The sequence below is a fragment of the Bacillus sp. ISL-7 genome (assembly GCF_018613065.1).
The window spans coordinates 1-17,194 of sequence record NZ_JAGGQW010000037.1 but is presented as its reverse complement, the minus strand read 5'-3'; the positions used below and the strand labels follow the sequence as shown (position 1 = coordinate 17,194).

The 17,194-nt window shown below is 35.9% G+C and carries 15 protein-coding genes and 1 pseudogene; 14 read left to right on the top strand and 2 right to left on the bottom strand.

Annotated features, from left to right (window positions below):
- Positions 1-40: 40 nt before the first annotated feature.
- From J7E66_RS14935 to tuaH, 13 genes are all read left to right on the top strand, one after another.
- Positions 41-841 carry a hypothetical protein gene (locus J7E66_RS14935; protein ID WP_215001290.1) on the top strand — a complete coding sequence of 267 codons (801 nt, stop codon included), beginning with the start codon at positions 41-43 and terminating at the stop codon, positions 839-841.
- 149 nt (positions 842-990) lie between these two features.
- Positions 991-1,731, top strand: a complete 741-nt coding sequence (gene map / locus J7E66_RS14930; RefSeq protein ID WP_215001288.1) for a type I methionyl aminopeptidase — start codon at positions 991-993, stop codon at positions 1,729-1,731.
- A gap of 95 nt (positions 1,732-1,826) precedes the next feature.
- The gene (locus J7E66_RS14925; protein WP_098934885.1) at positions 1,827-2,240 is read left to right on the top strand and encodes a MerR family transcriptional regulator; all 414 of its coding nucleotides are present in this window, start codon (positions 1,827-1,829) and stop codon (positions 2,238-2,240) included.
- Positions 2,241-2,329: 89 nt separating this feature from the next.
- Positions 2,330-3,640: a hemolysin family protein gene (locus J7E66_RS14920; protein ID WP_215001286.1), complete on the top strand. Its 1,311-nt coding sequence runs from the start codon at positions 2,330-2,332 to the stop codon at positions 3,638-3,640.
- A 296-nt stretch (positions 3,641-3,936) separates the two neighbouring features.
- Positions 3,937-4,596, top strand: coding sequence for a sugar transferase (locus tag J7E66_RS14915; protein ID WP_215001285.1), 660 nt, complete (start codon positions 3,937-3,939; stop codon positions 4,594-4,596).
- A 16-nt stretch (positions 4,597-4,612) separates the two neighbouring features.
- Positions 4,613-6,073: a teichuronic acid biosynthesis protein TuaB gene (tuaB, locus tag J7E66_RS14910; protein WP_215001283.1), complete on the top strand. Its 1,461-nt coding sequence runs from the start codon at positions 4,613-4,615 to the stop codon at positions 6,071-6,073.
- Positions 6,073-7,266: a teichuronic acid biosynthesis protein TuaC gene (gene tuaC / locus J7E66_RS14905; RefSeq protein ID WP_215001281.1), complete on the top strand. Its 1,194-nt coding sequence runs from the start codon at positions 6,073-6,075 to the stop codon at positions 7,264-7,266. The genes tuaB and tuaC overlap by 1 nt, the downstream gene beginning before the upstream one ends.
- A 41-nt stretch (positions 7,267-7,307) precedes the next feature.
- A complete protein-coding gene (gene tuaD / locus J7E66_RS14900) occupies positions 7,308-8,642 on the top strand; it encodes a UDP-glucose 6-dehydrogenase TuaD (protein WP_215001279.1) in 1,335 nt (444 codons plus the stop codon).
- Between the two features lie 11 nt (positions 8,643-8,653).
- Complete coding sequence (locus tag J7E66_RS14895) at positions 8,654-9,586, top strand: NAD-dependent epimerase/dehydratase family protein (RefSeq protein WP_215001277.1); 933 nt, start codon at positions 8,654-8,656, stop codon at positions 9,584-9,586.
- A 32-nt stretch (positions 9,587-9,618) separates the two neighbouring features.
- The gene (tuaE, locus tag J7E66_RS14890; protein WP_251032935.1) at positions 9,619-11,061 is read left to right on the top strand and encodes a teichuronic acid biosynthesis protein TuaE; all 1,443 of its coding nucleotides are present in this window, start codon (positions 9,619-9,621) and stop codon (positions 11,059-11,061) included.
- A 14-nt stretch (positions 11,062-11,075) separates the two neighbouring features.
- Positions 11,076-11,762 carry a hypothetical protein gene (locus J7E66_RS14885; RefSeq protein WP_215001273.1) on the top strand — a complete coding sequence of 229 codons (687 nt, stop codon included), beginning with the start codon at positions 11,076-11,078 and terminating at the stop codon, positions 11,760-11,762.
- A 14-nt stretch (positions 11,763-11,776) separates the two neighbouring features.
- The gene (tuaG, locus tag J7E66_RS14880; protein WP_215001271.1) at positions 11,777-12,535 is read left to right on the top strand and encodes a teichuronic acid biosynthesis protein TuaG; all 759 of its coding nucleotides are present in this window, start codon (positions 11,777-11,779) and stop codon (positions 12,533-12,535) included.
- Between the two features lie 6 nt (positions 12,536-12,541).
- Entirely contained in the window at positions 12,542-13,708 is a 1,167-nt protein-coding gene (tuaH, locus tag J7E66_RS14875) for a teichuronic acid biosynthesis protein TuaH (RefSeq protein ID WP_251032932.1), read from the top strand.
- 681 nt (positions 13,709-14,389) lie between these two features.
- Here the strand turns inward: tuaH and J7E66_RS14870 are convergent.
- On the bottom strand, positions 14,390-15,061 hold the full coding sequence (locus tag J7E66_RS14870; protein WP_215001267.1) for a DUF2642 domain-containing protein: 672 nt from the start codon (positions 15,059-15,061) through the stop codon (positions 14,390-14,392).
- 25 nt (positions 15,062-15,086) lie between these two features.
- Positions 15,087-16,440, bottom strand: a pseudogene (locus tag J7E66_RS14865) (arsenic transporter).
- Between the two features lie 461 nt (positions 16,441-16,901).
- Here J7E66_RS14865 and J7E66_RS14860 point away from each other — a divergent pair.
- Positions 16,902-17,177 (top strand): YmaF family protein, encoded by a 276-nt coding sequence (locus J7E66_RS14860; RefSeq protein ID WP_215001265.1) that lies wholly within the window; start codon positions 16,902-16,904, stop codon positions 17,175-17,177.
- The last annotated feature ends 17 nt before the right edge of the window (positions 17,178-17,194 follow it).

The window sequence follows — 17,194 nt, the reverse complement described above, 5'->3', positions numbered from 1 at the left end:
TCTTCTTGCATATGATTTAAATAAAAGGCATGTGAGGTACATGTATTTAGTTGGCTTTTACTCTCCAAAAGAAAAATCAGGTGTAACTGAATTGTCTTTATCCATTTATAATTGGCTTAAATTAAATACAAATATAGCTGCAGCATTCATTTCTTACGGGACTTTAGAAAAAGAAGAGACTTCAAATGAGATCATCCACGAATTTTCGAAATTAACTTTAATCGAACAAAAACGAAAAGTGAAGTTAATGAAAAAAAAGTACGATATCATTATTTATGATGCATCAAGTCAACTTTCCGAGGGTGTCTTAAAGCTTTTACCGATTGTTGACCGGTTATTTGTTGTGGGTGAAGAACATACTGATTTTGCCGTTAAACTGCAAAAAATTATTCAATTTGATAAAATATTTGATAAAAGCGTCAAAAATTTTATTACACATTTACGAGGTAGTAAAACGTTTATAATTCGTGAAAATATAGAAGATCGTGTGATTGGATTCAACTTCTCAAAAAATGAAACAAATACTATTGGTCAGATGGTGTATACAGACTATGTAACACGGTATATAGAAGAGAAATTCATTGAAAAAAATATTAAAATATTTAAGAAGATCTTATGTATACCTAAGAAGGACTTGTATAAAGGCTTACATGAATTAGGTATTGATTTTGAAAAGGCACTGCTCTTTCATGAATATGTTTTTCTCCGGGAAGCGTTAGGTCAAGATTACCAAGAAGCACTAGAAAACCTCTTTCCACTTTTAATTAATTCCACCTACAAAGAAATTTTTGAAAAATTTCAAAATGAAATAAATTTTATTAAAAAAGTAAAATTATTATGATGGATAAAAAACAGTGTTACATTGGGTAACTCTGTTTTTTGTTGTTTTAATCATCATGAAATTATTATGCTTGGATTTTATCTGAGGATAAATGTACAATCTAATAGGTGAACGTTTATTAAGATAAAATAAAATAGGTGGGAAAAAGCATGATTGCAAAGACGGAAGAGGATTTTAATGGATTGAAAGAAATTGGCAGAATCGTTGCCGCGATTCGCGATGAATTAGTGCAACGAGCGGTACCTGGGGTAACTACTAAAGAGCTCGACGATATAGCTGGTCAGTTATTTGAGAAGGAGGGCGCCATTTCTGCTCCAAAGGGGGAATACGATTTTCCCGGGTTTACGTGTATTAGTGTCAACGAAGAAGTGGCTCATGGAATTCCGAGTGATCGAGTGATTCAAGAAGGAGATCTTGTTAATATAGATGTTTCTGGTTCCAAGAACGGTTATTTTGCAGATACAGGCGTCTCGATTGTAATTGGAAAAGGTGAAGAAATTTTATCAAAAATTTGCGCTGTTGCAAAAGAGGCATTTGAAGCTGGTCTTAAAAAAGCAAAACCAGGTTCCAAAATAAACGGGATGGGTAAAGTCGTTTTCCAAACAGCTAGAAATCATGGATTAACCGTGATTAAAAATCTTACAGGACACGGTATTGGACGAACAATCCATGAAAAACCTGAATATATTTATAATTATAATGAAACCTCTGATAATGGATTGCTTAGAGAAGGAATGGTTATTGCATTTGAACCATTTATTTCAACCCATGATGAAGAAGTGTTTCAACTAGAGGACGGCTGGACCTTTGTTACAGAAAAAAGCTTTGTCGCTCAGTACGAACATACACTTATCGTAACTAAAAACGGACCAGTCATATTAACACGCTGATAACCATAGATCAAACCGGAACGTTGACTGTACGGTTTGATCTATGGTATATTTAATTTAACATTTAACTGGGAAGGGGTGAGTAATTTGGGGAGTTGTATCGAATTGGTGAAATAGCAAAATTAAAGAATATTTCCAAACGGACAATTGATTATTACACCCAAATAGGCTTACTTAACCCTATTCGGACGGATTCTAATTATCGATTGTACAATGAGGAGTGTCTTCAAATTTTAAATATGGTTGAACATTATAAAAATTTGAATATGCCCCTTGAGGAAATAAAGTCTTCCATTGAATTGATTAAGTCAGATAATACAATTGATAAACAAAAAGTAGAAAAACATGTGGAGCAGATTGCTAGTATTATGCAGCATCTGAAAGAAGAAATAAATGTCATGGAACCTATTCTTCAAAAATTAAACAACCAGCAAAAAGAATCACTTGTTAATAAATTATCATCAGAAGGCGTTACATTGGCTCAAACATTATTATTATTGTTTAGCTAAGTATTAATTTATTATTTTGATAGAAAATAAATAAACTCGTAAAAAAACAGGAGGTGTATTCCTTACTTATCTATTAAGTAAGGAGACTATTGATAATTAGTAATCTACTAATAATAGCAATTTTAATTGCATTTACAGCATTTTTTGTGGCATATGAATTTGCTATTGTTAAAATCCGCGGTACACGTATTGATCAGCTCGTTAGCGAAGGGAACAAGAACGCGATCGCGGCAAAAACGATTGTTACTAATCTTGATGAATATTTATCTGCATGTCAATTAGGAATTACCGTTACAGCTTTAGGGCTCGGGTGGTTAGGAGAACCAACGGTAGAACTTATCCTTCATCCGCTATTAAGTTACTTTAACATGCCAGAATCAATATCAGGCATTACTTCATTTATATTAGCGTTTGCATCAGTAACTTTTATTCACGTAGTTGTTGGGGAGCTTGCACCAAAGACGTTTGCCATACAAAAAGCGGAAGAGGTCACTTTGATTTTTGCAAGACCGATGATTCTCTTTTATAAAATAATGTATCCATTTATTAAAGCACTAAATGGTTCTGCTCGTTTCATCGTCGGAGTTTTTGGACTGAAACCTGCATCAGAACATGAAGTAGCACACTCAGAGGAAGAACTTCAATTAATCATTTCCGAAAGCTATAAGAGTGGGGAGATTAATCAATCTGAATATAAATATGTGAACAATATTTTCGAATTTGATGATCGAAACGCCAATGAAATTATGGTACCGCGTACTGAGATTATTGCTTTTGATATCTCACAATCTTTAAATGAATGTCTTCAAATCGTTACCGCAGAAAATTATACAAGGTATCCGGTTATCGATGGTGAAAAGGATAACATCGTCGGTATGGTAAATATGAAAGAAGTTTTTACCGAATATATTAAAGGCAAGAATGTTGAAACATCGATTCAAGAGTATGTTCGCCCAGTTATCCAGGTTATTGAATCGATCCCAATCCATGATTTGCTCCTGAAAATGCAAAAAGACCGTGTTCATATGGCCATCTTAATGGATGAATATGGCGGTACAGCAGGATTAGTCACTGTCGAAGATATTTTAGAAGAAATTGTTGGCGAAATCCGTGATGAGTTTGATGCGGATGAAGTACCTGAAATTAATAAAATTAGTGAAAATAAAACCATCGTTGAGGGTAAAGTCCTAATTGATGAAATTAATGATTTATTCGGTTTAGACCTTGACGATTCAGATATGGATACAATTGGTGGATGGATCTTATCAGAAAAAATGGATGTCGTCGAAGGCGATAAAGTTAGATATGATGATTATGAATTTAAAGTGCTTGAAATCGATGGTTACCATATTAAATCATTAGAAATTTTAAAAATTGCCAAGCAAGAATCGATAGCTTAAACTAACTCCCTCTGGTATAGATAAGAGGGAGTTTTTTTGTAACCCTATAAGAATCTAAGAAACTGACACAAAAAGGAAAAGTCCAAATCCTTATTGTGTCAGTTTCTTTCATTTTATCGGTATATCTGCCTATATCTTGTAAAAATCTTTACAAAGTATTTAGAAACTTAATAAATATTCTAAATATTTTACAAACTCTTCACCAGTACTCAACAGCAACTTCAAGTTTTGTACCTATACTTTACGTATGGATTAGCAAAACACTTTATTAATAAATCTTATGGGGTGGTACATTTGTGAGTACTGAAAAAAGCTACAATATCTACCAAGATTATTTGACGGTCCCAGCCTCTAATCTCACATTATCAAAGAATGTGGAACATTACCTCTATTTAAAAAGAGGGTATGATATTTTTCTTGCAGCCACTGGGTTTCTTATCGCACTGCCAATCGTTGTTATATTTGCTGCCCTCATCGTCCTTGAAACACCAGGTTCACCATTTTATGTTCAGGAGAGGATTGGGAAGAATGGAAAACGTTTCAAGATGGTAAAGTTACGATCCATGAGGAATGATGCTGAAAAAGAGGGGGCCAAGTGGGCAGTGGTAAATGATCCTCGTATTACAAAAGTGGGAGCATTTATCCGAAGGACTCGTATTGATGAGCTTCCACAATTAGCCTCTGTTTTAAAAGGAGACATGTCAATTGTAGGTCCGAGACCCGAAAGACCATTCTTTACAGCGAAATTTAATAAAGAGATAAAGGGATTCGAAAATCGGCTGCTTGTTAAACCAGGACTCACAGGTCTTGCTCAGGTTAGTGGAGGATATGATATTTCACCAAAAGAAAAACTTAAATTCGACCTGGAATACATACAAAATTTAACATTTTCACTTGAAGTTAAAATTATTTTGAAGACGTTCAAGGTAATTTTCACCGGAGAGGGAGCTCGTTAATAAAGGCGGGAAGCAAATGACAGTCATAAGAAGCCAACTACATAAAGGAGTAAAGTGGACTGGGATTTCTACACTTATAATTACAGCCATCCAAGTCATCCAGTTTGCATTACTTGGAAAATTAATGAGCCTATCCGAATTCGGGCTGGTAGGAATGATTACCACGATTGTAGTGTTTGCTCAGATATTGCTTGATCTTGGTTTTGGTTCAGCTGTCATTCAAAAAGAAGAGGTTACGGCTCGTGTCTTGTCAACTCTGTTTTGGCTAAATGTAATAGTAGGAATCGGGTTGTTTCTGATCTTATTCCTCTTTAGCCCTCTGATTGCTTTGTACTTTCAGCGAAGTGAATTAGTCGAACTTATACGAATTTTGGCCGTGATGTTTTTAATCGCTCCGGTTGGGCAGCAATGCCAGTATCTGTTGCAAAAAGATTTACGTTTTAATTTACTGGGGGCGATTGAAGTAGGGACTACGTTATTTTCCTTTTTAACATTGGTGATTCTTATACTTTCCATTAGTCCGATTTATGCCTTTGTTATTTCACAAGTCGTGCTGAATTCATTAAAAGGCATTCTTTATTTTATGTGTTATCAAAAGAAATGGCGGCCCTCATTAATATTTGATTTGTCGGAATGCAAGGAATACATGTCGTTTGGGGCATACCAATTAGCCTCACGGTTAGTCAATCGAATTGGCTCCAACCTTGATGTCATATTAATCGGCCGATTTATGGGTGCAGAGGCACTTGGTATATATAATCTTGCCTATCAAATTGTAACGATTCCGGTCTTAAAGATTAATCCGATTATTACCAGAGTTGCTTTTCCGGTTTTTTCGAAAAGTCACCAAAATCCAGTTTTATTAACAGATGGATTCTTACATATGACCAAGCTATTGAGTCTAGTTTCCTTTCCCATCTTGATGGGTCTCACAGCGGTGTCTAATGTGTTTATTTTAACTATTTTTGGAGAGAAATGGCTGGACGCCGTTCCAGTTGTGCAAATCATGGCAGTCGTAGGCATTCTTAGGGTTTTAATGAATCCAAATGGATCAGTTATTTTAGCAAAAGGGAAAGCAAACATAGCTTTTTATTGGGATGCTGGGGTTCTCATTCTGTATGGTGCTTCTTTATGGCTAGCTGTCATGTCGAATAAATTGGAAGTTGTAGCCTGGACCTATGCAGGAGTAAGCCTGGTGAACTTCTTAATAGGAAGATGGTTATTAAACTGGTTGATTCAACTCCGTTTTCGGCAATATCTGAAAACTATTTCGATACCTTTTCTATTATCTTTGCTCATAACTATAATCGCTTTTTGTCTGAAAGAGGTTTCTATTTATTATTTTTCTCAGACCAGCATTTGGCCACTTATTTTTTCAGTAGGCATAAGTGGGGTTGTCTATATTTTTCTACTGTATAAGATGTATCCCCCTTTTTTCTTAAGAATCATAAAAAAACAAATAAGAGGGCAAACATAATGAAGATTTTATGGATTACAAGTGTATATCCTAGTGACAAGAAACCTGGTCTTGGTGTTTTTCATGAAACTCAAGTTCAAGCATTAATCCGGTTAGGTGTAGAGGTTACAGTGATTTGTCCTTTGCCGCGTCATCCAACTTTGATCAAATATGTAAAAAAACAATACCGTGTTAATAACGAGATTCCAGTTAAGTATCTCCGAAAAGGAGTGACGGTCTATCGCCCGTCATATTTAGCTCTTCCAGGCCAACTAAGATGGGCCCAGCCAGATAAACGGATTGCAGCTTCCATATTAAAAACAATGTCGGATTACGAAATAGAGTCAGATTTAATTCACGCACATTTTGCGATGCCGTCTGGAGGGGCAGCGAGAATTGTTGCCGAACAAAAAAAGCTGCCGTGGATTTTAACGTTACATGGCAGTGATGTAAATATTTATCCAAATTTTAGTGCAGGTGCAAAAAAAGCATTTGAACATACTGTACAGGCTGCAAATCTGGTATTGGCAGTGGGTGAGAGCCTAAGGATTAGAGCAAAAGAGCTAGCAGGGAGAGATAGCATGGTACTCCCCATAGGTGTTGATTTATCACGATTTCAACCTGCAGATGAAACTAAAATGGAAATTAGAAGACGCCTTCAACTCCCTGAGGAAAAGAAGATTGTAGTTTTTATCGGAAGGTTAACACAAGAAAAAGGAGTTTTTGAACTGGCTTATTCACTTCAATGGCTTCATAATGATGTAGCTATTGTATTTGTTGGAGATGGACCAGCTAAAGATAAATTAAGGCAGCATTCCGATTTTAATAGAAGACTGTTCTTAACAGGGCAAGTTGAAAATGAAAGAGTAAGTGATTATTTGTTTGCTAGTGATGTGTTTGCTCTCCCATCTTATACAGAAGGGATGCCAACCGTTGTCATTGAAGCATTAGCCCTGAAGGTGCCTGTGATTTGTACTGAAGTGGGAAGTGTTCCGGAATTATTTGGTGAACATTGTTCACTATTAATCGAAAGCAAATCGGTATCAAGCTTAGTAAATCGAATAAACGATATTTTAAATAGAAATCTTTTTACCCCGCAGGTTCAGCATGAACTATATGAAAATATCAAAAAAAACTATCATGTTGATCACAATGCGGTTTTGCTTAAAGCTGTCTATAAGCGGACGATAGAATCCATTTATTCAACTATATAGTCTTTTCTGCAAGTAATTAAGAACTGGAAGGATTGATAAGGATGAAAAAAATAGCTGTTATAGGAACTGGATATGTTGGTCTCGTCTCTGGTACATGTTTTGCTGATTCAGGAAACCAAGTTACTTGTTGTGATATTGATGAATTGAAAATAAATGATCTCAAACAGGGGATCATGCCAATTTATGAGCCTGGATTAAAAGAGTTGGTCCACAAAAATGTTCGGAAAGGAACACTAAAATTTAGCGCTAATATTAGTCAAGAGATACAGGATGCTGAGGTTATATTAATTGCGGTAGGGACCCCAATGACATCATCAGGTAAAGCTGACTTAACCTATATAAAACAAGTCGCTAAATCGATTGGTGAAAATTTAAATGGTTACAAAGTAATTGTCACAAAAAGTACCGTGCCCGTTGGCACTGGAAAATTAATAGAATCTGTGATTAGAGAATATGGCAAAGGAAAACATCCTTTTGACGTTGTCTCCAATCCTGAATTTTTAAGAGAAGGTACTGCTATTAAGGATACGATGAATATGGAGCGCGCAGTAATTGGAGCCACAAGCGAAAAAGCTTATCAAATTATTGCAGAAATTCATCAGCCCTTTACAGCAAATATAGTGAAAGCCTCATTAGAAACAACTGAAATCATTAAATATGCTGCCAATGCATTTTTGGCGACAAAGATTTCATTTATCAATGATATAGCCAACATTTGTGAACGCGTTGGTGCTGACGTTACAAAAGTGTCCCAAGGCATTGGTTTAGATAGCCGGATTGGCAATAAATTTTTACAAGCCGGTGTTGGATTTGGTGGATCCTGCTTTCCAAAAGATACGGCTGCCCTTCTGCACATTGCCGAGGATTGTGGGTACGATTTCAAATTAATCAAGGCTGTCATTGATACAAACGAAGGGCAAAGGGTACAGCTGGTGAAAAAATTGTTACGTGCATTAGGTTCTTTAAAAGGGAAAACCATTAGTGTTTTAGGATTAGCATTTAAACCAGATACCGATGATATTCGGTCTTCTCCGGCACTGGATATTATTCCTTACTTAACAGAGCAGGGGGCAATCGTTAAGGCATATGATCCGATCGCGATTGTAGAAGCAAAAAAACAGATCGGTTATCAGTGCACCTATTCAGAGGATATATATGGAACTATCAATGATTCAGATGCATGTATGATCTTAACAGACTGGATGGACGTAAAAAAATTGGATTTACCATTAGTCAAACAATTAATGAAGCAGCCTCTGATTGTTGATGGCCGGAATCTTTTTGATTTAGAGATGATGAAAGGTCTAGGATTTACGTACCTTTCGATTGGGAGACCAGCCATTCAATCGGAATCAGTCATATCAAAGGTAATATAGGAGGGATTTTGATGAGTAAAGTGATTGTCACAGGAGGCGCAGGGTTTATTGGCTCCCATATAGTAGAGGAATTGCTTCGAAAGGATTTCAAAGTTTCGGTTATTGACAATTTTTCAACTGGTCGACGAGAAAACATCGAGCACTTACCTATTGAAGTCATTAATCACGACATAACCGATCCAAGTGTAATTGAATTAATTGTTTCCCTTTGTCCAGATTATATTATCCATCAAGCAGCCCAAGTAAGTGTGGCAGAGTCTGTCAGGGACATTCTATTTGATGAAAAAGTAAACATTAGGGGATCTCTTCATATTATTAATGCTGCGATTAAAGCAAAGGTGAAGAGAGTTGTTTTTGCTTCATCCGCGGCTGTGTATGGAAATCCTGTTGCATTGCCTGTCACCATTTCTCACCCAACACAGCCGGAATCACCATATGGACTTACAAAGTTATCTGTTGAAAAGTATTTAAAATTGGCTTGTAAACTGTATCAACTGCCATATAGTATTTTGCGATACAGCAATGTATACGGACCAAGACAAGACGCAAAGGGTGAAGGGGGAGTTGTAGCTATTTTTTCAAATCAACTAACCGAAAATAGAACACCCGTTATATATGGGGATGGGGAGCAAACAAGAGATTTTATTTTTGTTAAAGATGTGGCAGCTGCAAATGTAAAAGCACTTAATGCAAAGGAAAATATTTGTGTTCATGTGGCATCTGGATCACGCATTTCCATCAATAAACTGTTTGAAACGATGAAAAAAACTGCTGGTTCGAATCTGCAACCAATCTATAAACAAGACCGCCCAGGCGATATTCGGCATAGTATTCTTTCCAATGAAGAAACAAAAACATTACTAAATTGGGAGCCGTCTATCAACCTATACGTAGGGTTACAGGAGACACTCCAGTTCTCAAAGGATAAACAATTGCTATCTTAAATGGTTAGTTTGAAAAAGGAGAAGGAAGTTTGATGCAAAGTAATCCCCTAGTTAAACAAGCAACAGGTGTGTCAGCTTTTCTCTTAGTAGGATTTGCCATCGCCTATTCACTTGTTGAAATGCAGATTGAAATGATGGTTTTTCTTGGGTTATGGGCGATTCTCGTCTTAACTTTTTTAATAAAAATCAACGTTATTAGTAAACCTCAATTTCCTAGTGTTATGTACTTACTAGTCATGACAACATTTTTGAATCAATCTGTTTTAAACATTCATGTTGGATTTTTTAGTTTATTTTTGTATCGGTTGGTACTGATTGCAGCAGTTACTCTCTTTTTGGTTCATGTTATGAAAGAAAGGAATCTTCCTCAAATTTGGAATCAAGTAAATGTAAAAGGTGTTCTGCTTTTTCTACTGTTTTGGATGGCTTATGGCGCGGTTTCACTGCTTTGGGCAAAATCGGTTATAGAGGGAATTAAGTCGTTAATTCTTTTGGGTATGGGAATATCGTTTATCTTTTTGGCCGTCTTTACATTCAGGAAAATGATCAACTTGTACCTGTTTTATGGAATTTGGATGTTTATGACAGTCATTTTAATGGTGATTGGATTAATCAATCATTTAGCACATATCCAGCTGCCTACGTCGACATTGTATGGTGCCCCAGAGTATAAGCTGTCATATCCAACATCTGTTTTCTTTAATCAAAATGATTTTGCCACATTTCTAACAATATCATTCTTTTTTTATCTATCTTTTACAAAAAATAGTAAACATGTATTTTTGAAAACAACCAGCTTACTTTTTGCAATTATTTGTGTATATCTCATTTATTTGACGGATTCACGGGCTAGCTTGCTTGGAGTCATGATTGGCTTAATCGTTTATCTGTTTATCCTTCTTCCGAGATATCTAAAGAGAATAGCAGCTATTATTGGTTCAGCAGTGTTTCTATTGGGTGCGATCGTATTTTTCGCCAAGTTAGACGACTTGTTTAGAGCTTCGACTTTTAGTACTAGTAATGAAATGCTTTCATCTAATGTAGCGAGATTAAATTTACTGAGGAATACCCTTCACTTCTCATTAGATACCTTCGGATTTGGGGTTGGGGCTGGCAATATCCCATTCTATTTAAAAAACGAGTCAATCTATGCAACAAATCATGTTGTAGAGGTGCATAATTGGTTTGCTGAAATAATGGGTAACTTTGGAATTTTTATTTTGCTAGGTTATATAACTATGTATGCCTATCTTTTCATAGGACTCTACAAATTTTATAAAGTTGGAAGCAACAGGAACCAAAAGGGGTTACTTGAAGCATGTATGATGGGGCTTATTGGATTCGCTGTTTCAAGTATCAGTCCGAGCTCAGTTAGTAATCTATTTTTTCATTGGGTATTTCTAGGTTTAGTGATTTCTACGGTTTCTGTGCTTAAGGACAAGAAAAATCAACATCATGAAGAAAATTCCTACTAAGGAGCAAGGTTTACATGGGACATATGATTCAAGCTTTAAAAGAAAGAATGAACAAATACTTCCTAATATTATTAGCAACTACGATTTTGCTGGGCGTAATCGGATGGCTTCTTCCCGTAGGACATGAGAAATCAAATTATACATTAGAAGCATCGTTAACCTTAGGAAACTATAATAATCCAGAGTTAAATGATCCTAAACGTGTCATCAGTTTATTAACAAACGCTCCTTTTTATGAAAAACATCTGAAATCTCTATGGGAAGAAAAGTCTGAGGAAATTAGGACGAATTTACATGTAACCATAGGTCTGTATAACATGATTAATCTTTCGTATTCAGATGAATCAGAGGAAAGCACAGCCCAGGTTCTTAACGAGATTACAAGTGCCTTTTTGGCCATCGATCAAGATATGTTCCAAGAAAAACAGAAAATCATTCAAGAATCTATTGATGGAATAACGAATGAAAAAGTAGGACCTGAGGCAAAAGTAGACCAGCAACGTTTCTTATATGAACTTAAGACGGCTCAATATGACATAAAACATGCTGCATTATTAAAACCTGCTGATATTAATGCAATAAATACTGAAAATAGAGCCTTCAACTCAAAGGAAAGAGCAGTATTAGGGATTTTATTGGGCGTAACATTAAGTTTTTTATGGATCGTTTTCCCCGTCATTTTCCGGGAACAGTCATTTTAATAGGAGGTATTTTTATGAGTCCACAGCAGCCACTGATCTCAATTATAACACCTTCATACAATGCCAGTTTGTTTATCGAACATACAATCACTTCTGTAAGAAAGCAAACCTATCAAAACTGGGAAATGGTTATTGTAGATGATTGTTCTACTGACGATACACCAAATAAATTAAAATTCTATGAAAAAATAGATGAAAGAATACATGTTATTTATTTAAATCAGAATGGCGGGGCTGCTGTTGCAAGAAACATTGCTTTGCAGCATGCAAAGGGCAGATTTGTGGCATTTCTTGATAGTGATGATTGCTGGAAACCAGAAAAATTGGAAAAACAGCTTAATTTTATGCGAACAAACGATTATGCTTTTACGTTTACAGGCTACGAATTTGTATCAAATGAAGGAGTACAATTGAACAAACGGATAGGAGCTCCCAAGCAGGTTTCGTACAATGATATGTTAAAGAATACTATAATAGGATGTTTGACAGTAATGATCGATCGAAGCATTGTCGGTCAAATTAAAATGCCTAACATACGAACACGACAGGATTTAGCCACTTGGCTGGCCATTTTAAAAAAGGGCATAATTGCTTACGGGTTAAATGAAAATTTGGCCGAGTACCGGATAGGAAATCCTTCCATTTCGAGAAACAAGTGGAAAGCTGCAAAAATGAATTGGTTTGTGTATCGCAAGGTAGAAAAGCTAAACCTTATAAAAGCATTTTGGTGTTTTTCTCATTATGCCTTGCATGCGGTTGTTAAAAGAATCTAGAGGGGGATGGGACAAATGAAGAGCATACATATCATTGTGGCAACAGGTGAGTGGGATCAAGATCAACTTCGGTATCGTAGACATCGGCTTGCAGAATATTTGCAAAATCATCCTGAAACAAAGGAAGTAATCTGGTTATGTCCAACACCAAACCAAAAAGAAAAGCACAATAAAAGATTGTCAAATGGAATATTTCAATGGACCATCCAAGATATGTTTCCACAAAAAGTGTTTCGGTTTGGCCGCTATATCGATGCATTTCATAAAATTAAATTGCAGCCATTACTAACATATTTAAAAAAAGCTAAGGAAAGGTATACTGTTAATTTATGGTATACATTTCCAGGATTCCCAACACTTTCTAACCTCTTTTCTTGGAATAAAGTGGTTTATGATTGCAGTGATTTATGGACCTCTCCTATCAATGGGAAAAACTCTATCCTAGCCAATTTTAGAAAAAATATCATATCAAGGGCAGAAGAGCGGATTATTAAAAGGGCAGATGTGATTTTTTGTACCTCTGAATATTTACGTACAAGAATCATAGAAAAGTTAGGTGCTGAAGAAAAGGTGTTTACCTTTGAAAATGGGGTGGAATTTGATAGGTTTGCAAACTATCCTACACAAATGGATCATATTCTACCTGATCATTTTGACGGAACGGTTTTAGGCTTTATCGGGGGAATTAAACCTAAGCTGGATTTTGATTTGATCCAGGAAGTAGCACAAAAAAAGCGTGAGTGGCTTTTTCTTTTTGTGGGTCCAGATGGTACCAATGATCATCCTAAATTTAAAAATCTATTAACTGAGAAGAATGTTTTATGGACTGGAAGTGTCGCTCCTTCCGAGGTTCCAAAATATATGAACTTAATTGATATTGGAATTATGCCCTACAAGTCATCTCAGTATAACCAAGCGGTCTTTCCATTAAAGTTATTTGAATTTTTAGCAGCGGGGAAGTCTGTAATTGGCATGCATTTGCCATCTACTCAAAAATATGCTGAGCAGTCTGTATATGCTCTTTTAGATACAAATGATTCTAGCCAATTTATCAGTGCATGTGAACATTTAGAAAGCATCAAAAATCACGAAAACTATATCCTTAGACGTAAGACACTTGCTAAAACAAAAAATTGGAACGAAGTATTTGAGGATATGTTCCAATTAGTTTAGATTAGAACAAACCTAGTTTTTTTCATTATGGGAGACCCACAAGGGTTTCCTTATTTTATGTGTTTATTAGTCAGTTGGAAATGTAGAGAGTCTGCATTGGCACAGGTGCGTAATTTTAGGGGAAAGACATGAAATGTTTAGATAACTTTGTGGATAAGTAGATGGATAATAATTGGGTGTAGCAATCAATGTTTATTCGATTTTGTTTTGAAGAAAGAGTAATAAAAAATTCTTATAAAGGCAACTGAGATATACATTAAGAACAGAAAATTTAGAAAACTATACATGCAACTTCCTCCTAGTCAGAAAATGTACTTATAAGAAGAGCTATTGAATAGGTATTGCTATAGTTACATTTTATGCTGTTAATACGAAGAGATAATGGATTTCATGTTAATCTTTTGTAAAGTATTGAGAATCTTATTTAACAGTGGGTTTAATGTGTTAAATGAAAATTTTTTCTCCTTTGAACAAAAATAATCAAAAAACCATATGCTATTAATAGGTGGTAAACCAAAAAGAAGACCGTGGCCGATGGACACGGTCTAAAAAACAACTCAAGCAGTGAATGAGTAATCCAACCTCGTCGGCCAAAACAGGGTGGATTATTCTTTTTGTTTTCTTTTGCTCATGTGAAAAGCACCTTTCTTTTAATTTGGTTAAAGAGTTTTACCATTGGAATTACGGTAATTGACTGGTTTTGATATGCTCCAAGTTCCGAAAAAGCTTTTCCCCTTTAGCTGTTATCAGTATCATTTTGTTATTTTGAATCTTTTGGAGTAAGCCGATTTTTTCCTCATTGTATCCACCATCAATGATAATTAATTGATTTTCCAATTTTTTTAACTGCTCTTCAAAAGATCTTGCCAATGTAGGATATACGGGTTTTAGAGGTAGATTTTGATTTTCTAATGAATAAGGCGTTGTATTTGGTGGATACGGGATTAGCCATTTTACATGGTTCATTGAAATATACATTGTTTTGTAAGCAGGAGAGTGGAAGACAAAATAATCATTCATAATGCTGGTTAAATAGCCATGAATGGATTTATTTCCTGTTACATAAACCTCAACGAACATACCTTTCGCACTAGTTAATATTTTACGATAGGAGATTGAATCGGAAGTAATTGGTTTTTCTGAAGGAGGATCGTAAAAAGTTTCTTCCTGAATTAATATTTCTTTCAATTGTTGAATGTGGACAAATGGGATATATAGGAATATATTATTCCTGCCATCGTATATTACGACTATATCTAACCCGGCATCTATAAGAATTCCCCTGTGAAAACTTCCCCCGGAAATTTCAACCTCAATATATTTATCTCTTAAATCTAATAGTTCTATATTCATTTTATTTCTCCTTTTTTCAATTGTATTATCCTTGAAGTGTTCCACCAAAAAGCCATGAAACCCAATAATAAAGAACAACTAGGGTAAACAATGTTGCTGGCGGGATAACAACTATAGTGACTTTGATATATTGCCACCAACTGATCATTACTTTTCCTTTCCTTACGATATGCATCCACATTAGCGTAGCCAGCGTTCCCATTGGAAGTAGTAATGATCCCATGTCACTGCCAATAACGTTGGCAAGATAGGCGATCTTTAAGGATAATAAATCTAGGTTCATATTCGTTAACGTGAGTGTTCCAACCATTAAAGCAGGGTGATTATTAAATATGTTTGAAAGTACCGAGAGCAGGACGCCCATTAACACACTTGCATGGAGAAGGCTCCCAGAAACCATTGGACGCATAAATTGGATCAACCAGTCTGTTAGACCGATGTTATTTAGACCATAAATGATCACATACATACTAAAAGCGAAAACAATTATATACCACGGCGTTTTTTTCAGCATATCGGTTGGAGGTATCTTTAAATAAGCCCATCTCCATCCTAAAAGGACAAGCGAACCAAAAACAGCCATTAGCGAGACTGGAATGGACAAAAATGAAGCGACAAAGAGGCTAACACGGACAGCAAATACAAATAGTAGGACGTTGCGCATAAACCTTGAACGTTCCTTCTCAGAACCATGTTTCATGGAACTGGGCTTCAGTGGGTGGTAAGAAGGTAGGGACAAACCTGTTACCTTAGTAGGGACAGTTTTCGGTAAGACTTTTTTGAAGCGAAGGAACAACAGCCATGTCAGCAGTAATAAACCAAGCGTGGCAGGAACAAACATCATCGCCGTATGCAAATACAAACTCATATGGACGATTTTTAAAGCGATAAGATTGACAATATTACTTACACCAATTGGAGCACTCGATGCTGTTGCAATTAAAGCACCAGAAAGTAAATACGGGATTTTTTGATGGTTTTTCAAGCCCATATTGTTTAATAACATGACTAAAATCGGAGTGGTGATTAAAATACTCCCATCGTTATTAAAAAAGAGTGTCATGAGAAAACATAAGAGATTGACATACCAGAATAATCTGATGCCTGACCCATTTGCTTTTTCTGCAAGCTTTTCTGCTACCCAGTTAAAGAATCCAAAACTCTCTAAGACGATGGCCATTACAATCGTTGCCATAATAGTAATTGCAGCACCGCTTATCGTTTCCGCAATTATACCGAGGTCAGATAATGTAACACTACCGCTTAGTAGGACAACAATCGCACCAATCGTAGCAGGTATCGCTTCATTAATACCCCTTAGGTCTCCAAAGAATAAATCCTAGGGTAAGCAAAAAAGATACTATAGTTAACCAAACCATTGAATAATATTTCTCCTTTCGGAAGCTAGTATTTCATGATGTAATCATGAGACGACCTTACCTCCTCCTTATGCAATCCGCACATGTCCCCCCCTACCATCTATCTCTCTTGTGTTTTTGTACTGTATGTATATGTATAACAACTAAGACAGGCTTTAGGTTTGTACCTGTTTTTCCATAAATCCGCTGAAGTCTAAAAAATAAAACCTTGTTTTTGGCTGTCCAAAACATATTCCTACTATTAAGTAAATATCATTAGTACTAAAGCAGCAAAGGAGGTTTATCAAAAAAATCAGCCTCAACTTCCTGGTCAAGTAAATATCGACCAGTTTAATCAGATGTTAATTGCTCCAGAATCATTCGCAGCAAGATCTGAATCGGAACCGAGCAACTATTTGTCTATCGTGTACAAAATCTATAAAACAACGAAATTAGACCAAAAAATGAACTGAGGTGAGGACGTGAGTAAGGTAAGTAAAGATGATTTTGTTCAGGGGTTTGTGCCGAACCATAATCATGGTTCGGTTGATTATACTTCTGTGGATGCAGGTCATGTCCATCAGTGTTTAGATGTTACTTCGCCGCCAATCCAGACTCAGGATCAAAACCATATTCATTATACAGAGGGATATGTTGTTTTCGAAAATGGCCATACCCATTATTATAAGGCATATTCCGGTCCAGCTATTCCCGTAGGTAATGGCATGCATGTACATCATTATGATTTTTATATGTAACCGTCAAGTAGAATTAA

What these genes read in the sequence shown, in the direction of transcription:
- J7E66_RS14935 (WP_215001290.1), top strand. Translation starts at nt 41, where the DNA reads ATGTATTTAGTTGGCTTTTACTCTCCAAAAGAAAAATCAGGTGTAACT.
- map (WP_215001288.1), top strand. Translation starts at nt 991, where the DNA reads ATGATTGCAAAGACGGAAGAGGATTTTAATGGATTGAAAGAAATTGGC.
- tuaB (WP_215001283.1), top strand. Translation starts at nt 4,613, where the DNA reads ATGACAGTCATAAGAAGCCAACTACATAAAGGAGTAAAGTGGACTGGG.
- tuaC (WP_215001281.1), top strand. Translation starts at nt 6,073, where the DNA reads ATGAAGATTTTATGGATTACAAGTGTATATCCTAGTGACAAGAAACCT.
- tuaD (WP_215001279.1), top strand. Translation starts at nt 7,308, where the DNA reads ATGAAAAAAATAGCTGTTATAGGAACTGGATATGTTGGTCTCGTCTCT.
- J7E66_RS14895 (WP_215001277.1), top strand. Translation starts at nt 8,654, where the DNA reads ATGAGTAAAGTGATTGTCACAGGAGGCGCAGGGTTTATTGGCTCCCAT.
- tuaE (WP_251032935.1), top strand. Translation starts at nt 9,619, where the DNA reads ATGCAAAGTAATCCCCTAGTTAAACAAGCAACAGGTGTGTCAGCTTTT.
- J7E66_RS14885 (WP_215001273.1), top strand. Translation starts at nt 11,076, where the DNA reads ATGGGACATATGATTCAAGCTTTAAAAGAAAGAATGAACAAATACTTC.
- tuaG (WP_215001271.1), top strand. Translation starts at nt 11,777, where the DNA reads ATGAGTCCACAGCAGCCACTGATCTCAATTATAACACCTTCATACAAT.
- tuaH (WP_251032932.1), top strand. Translation starts at nt 12,542, where the DNA reads ATGGGACAAATGAAGAGCATACATATCATTGTGGCAACAGGTGAGTGG.
- J7E66_RS14870 (WP_215001267.1), bottom strand. Translation starts at nt 15,061, where the DNA reads ATGAATATAGAACTATTAGATTTAAGAGATAAATATATTGAGGTTGAA.